14 protein-coding genes are annotated in these 10,535 nt (G+C 32.1%); 7 read left to right on the top strand and 7 right to left on the bottom strand.

Annotation, left to right across the window (positions count from 1 at the left end; all coding sequences use genetic code 11):
• Positions 1-103: 103 nt before the first annotated feature.
• From Q0616_RS02955 to mraZ, 4 genes are read right to left on the bottom strand one after another with little or no spacing between them, the layout of a single operon-like run.
• Positions 104-2,086, bottom strand: a complete 1,983-nt coding sequence (locus Q0616_RS02955; RefSeq protein ID WP_260542043.1) for a penicillin-binding protein — start codon at positions 2,084-2,086, stop codon at positions 104-106.
• Positions 2,064-2,423, bottom strand: coding sequence for an FtsL-like putative cell division protein (locus tag Q0616_RS02960; protein ID WP_171621893.1), 360 nt, complete (start codon positions 2,421-2,423; stop codon positions 2,064-2,066). The genes Q0616_RS02955 and Q0616_RS02960 overlap by 23 nt, the downstream gene beginning before the upstream one ends.
• 10 nt (positions 2,424-2,433) lie before the next feature.
• Positions 2,434-3,339, bottom strand: a complete 906-nt coding sequence (rsmH, locus tag Q0616_RS02965) for a 16S rRNA (cytosine(1402)-N(4))-methyltransferase RsmH (RefSeq protein WP_188319191.1) — start codon at positions 3,337-3,339, stop codon at positions 2,434-2,436.
• The gene (mraZ, locus tag Q0616_RS02970; RefSeq protein WP_225539369.1) at positions 3,332-3,793 is read right to left on the bottom strand and encodes a division/cell wall cluster transcriptional repressor MraZ; all 462 of its coding nucleotides are present in this window, start codon (positions 3,791-3,793) and stop codon (positions 3,332-3,334) included. Before mraZ ends, rsmH begins: the two co-directional genes overlap by 8 nt.
• 261 nt (positions 3,794-4,054) lie before the next feature.
• Between mraZ and Q0616_RS02975 the strand changes: the two genes are divergently transcribed.
• Positions 4,055-4,837, top strand: coding sequence for an alpha/beta hydrolase (locus tag Q0616_RS02975; protein WP_171621890.1), 783 nt, complete (start codon positions 4,055-4,057; stop codon positions 4,835-4,837).
• Between the two features lie 2 nt (positions 4,838-4,839).
• Positions 4,840-5,472 (top strand): ribosome biogenesis GTP-binding protein YihA/YsxC, encoded by a 633-nt coding sequence (gene yihA / locus Q0616_RS02980; protein WP_171621889.1) that lies wholly within the window; start codon positions 4,840-4,842, stop codon positions 5,470-5,472.
• 32 nt (positions 5,473-5,504) lie between these two features.
• On the opposite strand, the gene Q0616_RS02985 is transcribed toward yihA, so the two are convergent.
• From Q0616_RS02985 to Q0616_RS02995, 3 genes are all read right to left on the bottom strand, one after another.
• The gene (locus Q0616_RS02985) at positions 5,505-5,828 is read right to left on the bottom strand and encodes a hypothetical protein (RefSeq protein WP_188319193.1); all 324 of its coding nucleotides are present in this window, start codon (positions 5,826-5,828) and stop codon (positions 5,505-5,507) included.
• 31 nt (positions 5,829-5,859) lie between these two features.
• Entirely contained in the window at positions 5,860-6,279 is a 420-nt protein-coding gene (locus tag Q0616_RS02990) for a type II 3-dehydroquinate dehydratase (RefSeq protein WP_298774977.1), read from the bottom strand.
• A 155-nt stretch (positions 6,280-6,434) separates the two neighbouring features.
• Entirely contained in the window at positions 6,435-7,715 is a 1,281-nt protein-coding gene (locus Q0616_RS02995) for a replication-associated recombination protein A (protein WP_284583234.1), read from the bottom strand.
• A gap of 117 nt (positions 7,716-7,832) precedes the next feature.
• Here Q0616_RS02995 and Q0616_RS03000 point away from each other — a divergent pair, with 117 nt between their 5' ends.
• The 5 genes from Q0616_RS03000 (at position 7,833) to mscL (ending at position 10,446) form a co-directional block, all read left to right on the top strand.
• Entirely contained in the window at positions 7,833-8,234 is a 402-nt protein-coding gene (locus Q0616_RS03000) for a hypothetical protein (RefSeq protein ID WP_171621885.1), read from the top strand.
• Between the two features lie 73 nt (positions 8,235-8,307).
• The gene (locus Q0616_RS03005) at positions 8,308-8,799 is read left to right on the top strand and encodes a thioredoxin family protein (protein ID WP_225541092.1); all 492 of its coding nucleotides are present in this window, start codon (positions 8,308-8,310) and stop codon (positions 8,797-8,799) included.
• 98 nt (positions 8,800-8,897) lie between these two features.
• Entirely contained in the window at positions 8,898-9,131 is a 234-nt protein-coding gene (gene yidD / locus Q0616_RS03010; protein ID WP_171621883.1) for a membrane protein insertion efficiency factor YidD, read from the top strand.
• Positions 9,131-10,027: a prolipoprotein diacylglyceryl transferase gene (gene lgt, locus Q0616_RS03015; protein WP_260542030.1), complete on the top strand. Its 897-nt coding sequence runs from the start codon at positions 9,131-9,133 to the stop codon at positions 10,025-10,027. Before yidD ends, lgt begins: the two co-directional genes overlap by 1 nt.
• 32 nt (positions 10,028-10,059) lie before the next feature.
• Complete coding sequence (mscL, locus tag Q0616_RS03020) at positions 10,060-10,446, top strand: large-conductance mechanosensitive channel protein MscL (RefSeq protein ID WP_171621881.1); 387 nt, start codon at positions 10,060-10,062, stop codon at positions 10,444-10,446.
• Positions 10,447-10,535 lie beyond the last annotated feature (89 nt).

Raw genomic sequence — 10,535 nt, forward strand, 5'->3', positions numbered from 1 at the left:
TTTGATACTTTTCTTGAATCAAATTGAATAGTATTGACTTCAACTTTTGTTGAACCAATCGTTTCTAAGATGGAAACTTTAAATAATAGATCAACTAAATTTCTCATCCTTCCAACATTAAATAAATTGTCTCACCCTTCTTAAATCTTGTCCCTGCAGGAATGGATTGAGTTGTCACTTTTCCAAATCCTGAATATTGCACATCTAAACCTAAATTTTCTAATACCGGAATTGCTTTAGATCCTGTATGACCAGTAACATTTGGTACTATATTTTTAGATTCATTAGTTACAATTTTATCTTCTTTTTTAAACTCATTCACCGCGTTCTTTTTTACTAAATCGCGTGGCAAAGGTATGGGAGTTTTTGAATATACCCAATCGGCAATTTTCTTAAAAACAGGAGCTGTTACACTTCCTCCATAAAATCCTTTGGCTGTATTTGGTTTATGTACGACAACAATACAAGAATACTTTGGTTTTTCTGCCGGAAAATACCCTGCAAACGAAGCACGATATTGCATTCCTCTACCATCTTTCTTCCAATAATCTACACGAGCAGTTCCTGTTTTACCAGCGATATCGTAATTACTATTACTAATAATTTTACCTGTTCCTTGTTCAACTGCACCACGCAACATTTCTTGCATTTGTTTTACATTTTCCAAAGAAGTTAACTGATCAACCAAAACAACTGGTTCAAAAACTTTATCAGGTTCACCTTTACGTGTAATTTTATCCATAAATAATGGTTTCAACATTTTACCATTATTTGCAACTGCATTATAAAAAGTTACTATTTGTATCGGAGTTAATTGTAACCCATAGCCGTATCCCATAACTGGCAGTGTAATATTACTCCATGATTTACTATCTGGCGTATGCATAATTGGTTTTCCTTCTCCCAAAATATCTACACCAAGAGGAGAAGTCATATGCCATTTATCCATTTTTTCGAAGAAAGCTTTTGGGTTTTCTCCGTAATATTGATTAATAATTTTAGCTGTTCCAATATTCGATGATTTTTTCATCACACCATCTACCGTTAATGTTCCGTAACCATGTGAATCTGTAATTGTACGGCCATAAAATTTATAACTTCCGTTACCCGTTTCTACAGTTGAATTTTTATTGATATAACCATCATCCATTGCGGCAAGCAACGAAACTGTTTTAAAAGTAGATCCTGGTTCTGCAGCTTCTCCAACTGCATAGTTATAATCATCTATATATGTACCATCTTTTTTACGAGATAAATTAACAATCGCACGAACTTTTCCAGTTTTCACTTCCATAACAACAATACTTCCATGTTCTGCTTCGAATTCTGAAAGTTGTTTGTATAGCGCATCGTATGCAACCATTTGTAAATCGGCATCAATTGTCGTGTAAACAGAAGAACCTGATTGTGGTTCTTGTTCCCAACTTTTCATTGGTTTCCATTTTCCACGTCCCATGAATTGTTCCCAACGACGGCCTTCAACACCACTTAATAAATCAGAATAAGCACCTTCTAAGCCTACTTTACCACGACGATCATCGTAACCGATTGTACGAACGCCGATATCTTGAACTATTAATTCTCGTTTTGATTCTGTTTCATGGATAAATCCACCTCTATTTTGACCTTTATTAAAGATTGGGAATTTTCTGATTCGTTGATATTCTTCATAATCCAAATCCTTCACTAACATCATGTAGCGATTTTTCTTATTACGTTCTGTAGAAAATTTATCGTAAAAATAAGAAGGCGATTTTGTAAACATCTTACCTAAAGAATCGGCAAGATTATGCATTTCTGTCTTAAATAACTCATCTTTGATCACAGTTAAATCGACATAAATATTATGTTTTGTAACTGTAGTGGCCATTAAAGCACCATTTGAGGCGTACAAGTTTCCACGTTCAGCTGCAACTGTATCTAATCTAAAGTTGTTTTTTTCTGCAAACCGCTCTAATTCAACCCCTTCTATTATATTAATTCGAAACATAAAAACAATAATAAAGATGGCCCAGATCGCAAGTGCGCCGGCAAAAACCCATCCTTTGATGACCATATTGTTTTTATTTTTCGTCGATTGTGTCATACACTTTATCTACTATATAATAAGGTTGTTTATCTGGAATCTTCAAACCATACACTGCTGTACGCTCTAAGATTTCTGTTTCTAATTGCATACGCATCAAATCGCGATGCTTATCTGTATATTGAGATTTTAAATCTTCAACTTTATCTTGCAATTCAGCAATTCGAACTACTTTTCGATCCACTAAATGCGAGCTCGAAATACTCAAAAAAGCTAAACCTACCAAATACAACATAAACTTCCAGTTTTGTTCTGAGCCTGTTTTAATTAAAAACTCACCTCTCAACAAACCTGTAAACGTTTTTTTCTCTGGTAATATTTTTTTCTTTTTTGCCATTTCTTATCTATTAATCCTCATTTCGAACTGCAATACGCATTTTTGCACTACGCGCTCTCGGATTTTCATTTATTTCTTCTTGTGTTGGAACAATTACTTTGGATTGCAATGGTTTAAATGGCGCTGACCAATTTCCATACATATCACGTTCTGGCTCTCCTTCGAACATTCCATTTTTCATGTATCGTTTTGTTAAACGATCTTCTAAGGAATGATAAGAAATAATAACCAAACGCCCTCCTGGCTTAACAACTTCTCCACATTGTGTCAACATATCTTTTAACGCAGCCATTTCATCATTCACTTCGATTCGTAAAGCTTGAAACATTTGAGCAAAAAATTTATTTTCTTTCATTTTAGGAATAAACGAAAATACTTGCTTCAACTCTTCAATCGTTTCGATTTGCTTATCCGCTCTTGCTTTGACAACTTCTCTCGCTAAACGATATGAACCTTGCAATTCTCCAAAATCATAAAAAATACGCGCCAATTCTTCTTCTTCGTATTCATTAATAATTGTTTTTGCAGAAAGCGCTGCATTTTGATTCATTCGCATATCCAACTCTCCATCAAAGCGAGTTGAAAAACCACGTTCTGGTGTATCAAATTGATGAGAAGAAACCCCTAAATCACCTAAAACACCATCTACTTGTTTTACTCCACGAAATCTTAAATTATTTTTTAAGAATCGAAAGTTTTGTTCAACTAACTCAAATCGATCATCATCAATTTTATTACGAATTGCATCTACATCTTGATCAAACGAAAACAATTTTCCGTTTTGATCCAAACGATTTAATATTTCACGCGAGTGTCCTCCACCCCCGAACGTACAATCTACATATATTCCCGACTCATTAATAATTAATGCATCGACACTATCTTTTAATAACACTGGATTATGATACTCACTCATCTTCACTTAAATTTCCCATTACTTCTTCTGCCAAAGTAGCAAAATCCAAATCATCTACATTGATCGACTCTTCGTATTTGTCTTTATCCCAAATTTCGATCATATTTACAGAAGAATTCAGCACTACTTCTTTATTAATTTCTGCAAATTTCACCAAATCTTTTGAGATTTGTAACCTTCCATTCGCATCAACTTCGACAATTTTTAATCCAGCCGTAAAAATTCGAATGAAATCATTATTTTTTTTCACAAATCGATTCAATTTGTTCAAATCATTCATCACTTTTTCCCATTCTTTCATCGGATGAAGCTCTAAACAATTTTGAAACACAGATCTCTTCAACACAAAGCCATCCTCCAAACAATCAGCAAGTTGTTTCTTCAAACCCGCTGGTATTGGGAGTCTACCCTTTGTATCTACCTTACACTCATATGTTCCAATTAATGAATTCATGATAGAATTTTTTCAAAAATAAAAAAAATATTACCACTTATTACCATTTTTTACCACTTTTATTGAAATAGTTATTAACAATTTGAAATTTAGTATCAAACAGTTAGAGTTTTTATCACGTAAAACCCTTATTTATTTTGAATTTTAACATTTATATAGACCTTGTTTTAGATCAGACAAAACACAGTTATTAAAGTTTTTTAGATAAAGCACTATTTAAAAAATATAATTAATTAAATTTGTCGACTTAATATCGAGTAAATGTTTTTTAGCTTAAAGAAAAAAGATAAGTTCTCTTACATAGAAGAAGGAGAAGGACAACCAATTGTTTTACTTCACGGTTTGATGGGTGAACTTAGCAATTTCAGCTCACTTACAAATTATTATGCGCAAAGAGGGTATAAAGTTTTCGCACCAGAATTACCTTTATATTCTTTATCTGTTCTTAATACAAACATCAAGAATATTGCAAAACATGTTGCAAATTTCATTGAAGAAGTCGTTAAAGAACCTGCTATTTTAGTAGGAAATTCTTTAGGAGGACATATTGGTTTGATGGTGTGTCATAGACATCCAGAATATGTAAAAGCTCTTTGTTTGACAGGAAGTTCTGGTTTGTACGAGAAATCATTTGGTGAAACCTATCCAAAACGTGGTAACTACGAATATGTAGAACGTAAAACACGCGAAGTTTTTTATGATCCAATGATTGCTACAAAGGAAATTGTTGATGATGTTTTTAACACTGTAAACGATAGAAATAAAGCAATCAAAACGTTGTACATTGCCAGAGATGCGATTAAATCTAACATGAAAGAAGACTTAAAAGACATCAAAATTCCTGTTTGTTTAATTTGGGGGAAACAAGACAATGTTACACCACCAGAAGTTGCGGTAGAATTTAACGAAGAATTGCCTGATGCTTCTCTTTATTGGATTGATAAGTGTGGACATGCTCCGATGATGGAACATCCTGAGATGTTTAACGAAATTTTATACAAATGGCTGATCGAAAAACAATTGGATCCAGCTACTAAAGCATAAATATGATTAAAAAAGCTGAATTCGTAAAAAGTTCGCAAAAATATACAGATTGCCCTCCTCCATTCAAGCCAGAATATGCTTTTATTGGACGATCTAACGTAGGTAAATCATCATTAATTAATATGTTGTCAGACAAAAAAGCATTAGCTAAAACATCTGCAACACCAGGAAAAACACAACTTATCAATACATTCGAAATGGATGATACTTGGTATTTAGCTGATTTACCTGGTTATGGTTTTGCAAAAGCACCAAAAGGTGTTCGTGGAGGATTTAATAAAATGATTTACGATTACATTGAGTTTCGTAAAAACTTAGTCAATGTTTTTTTATTAATTGACTCGCGTCATTCACCTCAAAAAATAGATTTACAGTTTATGGAATGGCTTGGAAACAAACAAATTCCTTTCGCTATAGTGTTTACAAAATTAGACAAACTAACCAGTACACAAATGCAAAAAAACTTAACTCATTATAAAAATGAATTGCTAAAAACTTGGGAAGAATTACCCAAAGTATTTACAAGTTCTTCTTCGAGTAAGATTGGTAAATTAGAAATTTTGGGATACATCGACAGCTTAAACGAGCATCTGGTAGATGAATTCAAAAAAGAACAATATAAAAAAGAATATTAAAAAAGTCGGAACTGTGTTTCGACTTTTTGTATTTATTCTCCTAATTCATCAGATTTCGTTTTCAAATCTTGCAAGCAAGGTTTTACAAATTCCATCAATCGATCTTGTAACTCTTTGGATGGATTATTCATTTGCATCATTTCTGCATAGGTAAATTCTTCTAACATTTTATCTGTAGCACAACTACAATACTCTTTAACTAATTCTTTCTTTTTTGGAGACATTTCAGAAGTTATCGCTTCTGTTTCGCAAGCTAACAAAGCTTGATTTCTCATTCCATCATCATTTTTATCAGATTTAGAATCACAACTAATCATTGATAATCCTATGGTTAAACCTACAATAAATCTTTTCATAATTAAATAGCCTTTATACAAATTAAAGTCATTATTTCACAAAACAGTTAACCGCTTCATTGTATCCTGCTAATCCTTTTCCAGAAATAATTTTTTCACAATTTTCACCCGTTACACTATTTTTTCTAAAATCTTCACGCGCATAAATATCCGAAATATGAACTTCGATTACTTTTGTTTTAATTGCTTTTATTGCATCTGCAATTGCATAAGAATAATGGGTGTACGCACCCGCATTCAAAATAATTCCATCATAGACAAAGCCCACTTCATGCAATTTATCGATAATATCACCCTCGTGATTTGATTGATAATAATGCAATGAAACGTCAGGAAATTGTTTTTTCATTTCAATAAAAAAATCTTCAAATGTTTGTGTGCCGTAAATTTCTGGTTCACGTACACCAAGTAAATTTAAATTAGGCCCGTTTATAATTTGTATTTGTTTCATTATCTTTATTTTACAACTTATTAAGTTTTTATTTAATTTTCATTAACTCTTTGGCATAGTAATTGCAAAATATAGTGCAACCAACCTAATACTATAGATTGTAACCAATCTAAATCTTAAAAATCTCAGTTAATCATAATTAACTGAGATTTTTTTTAATAGCCATACTTTCCTTTCCACTTCTGATTAAGTGATTGTTTATCTATATATTCTCTCTTATTATTCCCTGGTTCGTAAAGTGTTGTTCCAGAAATTTCATCAGGTAAAAATTCTTGTTCAGCAAAATTACCTGGAAAATCGTGCGAATATTTGTATTCTTTTCCATAATCCAAGTCTTTCATCAACTTAGTTGGTGCATTTCTCAAATGTAAAGGTACAGGTAAATCGCCCGTTTGTTTTACAATTTGTTGCGCTTTACCAATTGCTAAATACGTTGCATTACTTTTAGGTGAATTGGCTAAATAGATTGCACATTGACTCAATAAAATACGAGATTCAGGGTAACCAATTACCGATACAGCCTGAAATGTGTTATTTGCTAAAATCATCGCAGTTGGATTTGCATTTCCTACATCTTCCGAAGCAGAAATCAACATTCTTCGTGCAATAAATTTTAAATCTTCTCCACCTTCTATCATTCTTGCTAACCAATAAACCGCTCCATTTGGATCAGAACCTCGAATTGATTTTATAAAAGCCGAAATAATATCATAATGTTGCTCACCTGTTTTATCGTAACGAGCCAGATTTTGCTGAATACGTTCGTGAACAATTTCATCGTTAATGATGATTTTCTCAGTTGAAGAAAAACTATTGATTACCAATTCTAACCCATTCAATAATTTTCTTGCATCTCCTCCCGAATAACGTAACAACGCATTTGCTTCAACTAATTCTATATCTAATTGCGATAAAACACTATCTTTTTTTATAGCTCGTTCTATTAAATCAATTAAATCTTCCTTTTCAAGATGCTTCAAAACATAAACTTGTGCTCGAGAAAGTAAAGCAGGTACCACTTCGAAACTTGGGTTTTCAGTCGTAGCCCCAATCAATGTCACCAATCCCGTTTCGACAGCACCTAATAAACTATCTTGTTGCGATTTATTAAAACGATGAATTTCATCAATAAATAGAATTGGATTTTTTGTTCCTGAGAATAAATTTTGACTCTTCGCCTTTTCGATCACTTCGCGCACTTCTTTCACGCCAGAATTTATCGCACTTAATGTATAAAAAGGACGATCTGTTAATTCAGAAATTAATTGAGCAAGTGTTGTTTTTCCAGTTCCTGGAGGTCCCCAAAAAATCATCGAAGCAATCATATCATGTTGCAACATCATTTTAATCGGACCATTATTTCCTACCAAATGTTTCTGATTAATGTATTCCTCGAGCGTTTTGGGACGCATTCTTTCGGCTAAAGGCGTATTCATAAAATCCTATTTAGACTTCAAAGTTAACGAATGTTTTGCCAAATTGAATGATTTTTTAAGCGACATATTTTGGCTTTTGAATCTATTTTCTTTGTCATAGAATAAAAATTAAACATGATGAAGAAAGCGTTAGAATGTGCTTTGATTTTAACAAGAAAGCACCAACTTTTGGGTGATAAAATTGCTTTATCAACTGATTATTTAAAGAAAATTGAACTAAATGATAAGCAAACTGAAATCAACAAGCAAATGGTTGATTTTTTGATTGAATTGCAAGAGTTCGTAGAATTTATCAAAGTGAATCAAGAGCTTAAATTAATGTACACGGAGTTGGTAAATTACTATTTTAAGCAAATTCATCATCAAATTAATTTTTATGAGATCGAATTAGATCGATTAGAATTTGAATCTAAATTCTCTATCAATTTGATTAATCAAATTAAACGAAATGAAAAAAATGGTGAAATAAATTCGGTTCAAGAAAAACTAAATTCATGCTACAATATCATTAATTCGTAGAAAAAATATTTCGGCATAATTTTTTATTGTAAATTCGAATTAATATTTAGAATTTGAAATGAAAAAATTAACCATGTTTTTTAGCTTAATGATGCTATCGTTGAGCTTTGTATTTGGTCAACAAACAGAAAAGCCAAAAATTTATAATGAAGAAGCGAATCCTAAAGTAGATATTGCGAATGCTGTACAGAAGGCTTCTGCTGAAAAGAAACATATTTTGTTACAAGTTGGTGGAAATTGGTGTGCTTGGTGTATCATGTTTGATAAGTTGACAAAAGAAAATGAAGAAGTAAAAAATTATATCGCGAATAATTACGAAGTCGTTCATGTGAATTATTCGAAAAATAATAAAAATGAAGAAACATTAGCTGCTTTGAAACATCCAGAGCGTTTTGGTTTTCCTGTTTTTGTAATCTTAGATGAGAAAGGAAACTTGATTCATACGCAAAACTCTGCTTATTTAGAAAGCAAAGAAGCAAAAGGTCATGATCCGAAAGTGGTTTTAGAGTTTTTACAAAACTGGTCGTACAAAGCTTTAGATCCTGCAAGCTATATTAAAAAATAGTTTTTATAATACGATTATTGTTTTTAAGAATCAATCTGCAAAGTATAAATCTTTTGGATTGATTCTTTTTTATTTCTGTTATTGATTAACTTTGCGAGATGAACAATTTTTTGGTAAAACCATTTATTTTATTGGTTCGATTTTATCAATTAGCAATTTCTCCGTGGATGGGAAGTAATTGTAGGTATCAACCAACTTGCTCATCGTATATGATTGAAGCATTAAAAGAACATGGCTTATTGAAAGGTTTGTGGCTCGGAACTAAAAGAATTGGTCGTTGTCACCCTTGGGGAGGACATGGATATGACCCTGTACCTAAAAAGAAAAATTAATGCTTAACTTAATTTCGTTTATCAATTGGGATCCAACACCTTATTTATTTGAAGTAGGTGGATTCAAAGTACATATTTACAGCTTGTGCTGGATATTAGCCTTTGTTGTAGGTTGGTATTTGATGTCAAACATTTTCAAAAAAGAAAATCAGAAAAAAGAATTACTTGATCCTTTATTCTTATATACTTTTATCGGAGCAATTGCGGGAGCAAGATTGGGAGAATATTTATTTTATGATCCTTCTGCTTTTATAGAAAAACCTATCGAGGTCTTTTTACCTGTACAACACGCTCCAGGAGAAAGTGCTTTTTTTGGTTTATTACAAAATTACGAATTTGTAGGATTTAGCGGATTAGCAAGTCATGGTGCTGCATTGGGAGTAATCTTAACTTCGTATTTATTTAGTCGAAAATATTTGCATCGTAATGTCTTATGGTTGTTAGATAGAATGGCAGTTGTTGTTCCATTTGGCGGAGCTGCTGTTCGAATTGGAAACTTTTATAATTCTGAAATCGTTGGAAAAGCATCCGATTTACCATGGGCAGTAAAGTTTCATCAACAAAGTTTAGGATATGGAGAAATTATTCCTCGTCATCCAGCTCAAATTTATGAAGCAATTGGCTATTTTATATTAGGCTTTATCATGCTTTATATGTATCATAAAACAGATAAAAGAAAATATCTTGGCGCTATGTTAGGTGTGTTCTTATTTTTATTATTTTTAGTCCGATTTGTTGTTGAGTTTTTCAAAGAAAACCAAGGCGAAGAAGCTGTTGCCGAAGCTATAAACATTGGACTAAACAATGGTCAAATTTTAAGTATTCCATTTATGTTAATCGGTCTTTACTTATTCATCTCTTCTAAAAATAGATTAGATACCAATCAACCAAATTAAATATTATAAACTTTTGAAATAAATTTAAACTTATGGGATTTTTTAAAGAATTTAAAGAGTTTGCTGTAAAAGGCAACGTAGTAGATTTAGCTGTCGGTGTAGTGATCGGTGGTGCTTTTGGTAAAATTGTAACTTCTTTAGTAGAAGACATTATTACTCCAGCAATCTTAACTCCAACATTAGAAAAATTACAATTAAACAATTTAGCTGAATTAGTAATTCCGGGTACTGCAATTAAATACGGTATGTTCATATCAGCTTCAATATCGTTCATAATTGTTGCTTTCGCTTTATTTGTAATGATTAAAGGAATCAATAAATTAAAAAGAGAAGAAGCGCCTGCAGAAGAAGCACCTGCTGGTCCAACACAAGAAGAATTATTGGCTGAAATTCGTGATTTGTTGAAAAACAAATCTTAATTTTCGCTTGATTTTATAAAAAAAGGTTCGCAAATGTAGACTGCACCCAAAAGTTTGGACAGATTAAAAATTAATAATTATAAAAATGA

Origin of the sequence: uncultured Empedobacter sp. (assembly GCF_937930195.1) — a bacterium.
GTDB classification, from domain to species: domain Bacteria; phylum Bacteroidota; class Bacteroidia; order Flavobacteriales; family Weeksellaceae; genus Empedobacter; species Empedobacter stercoris.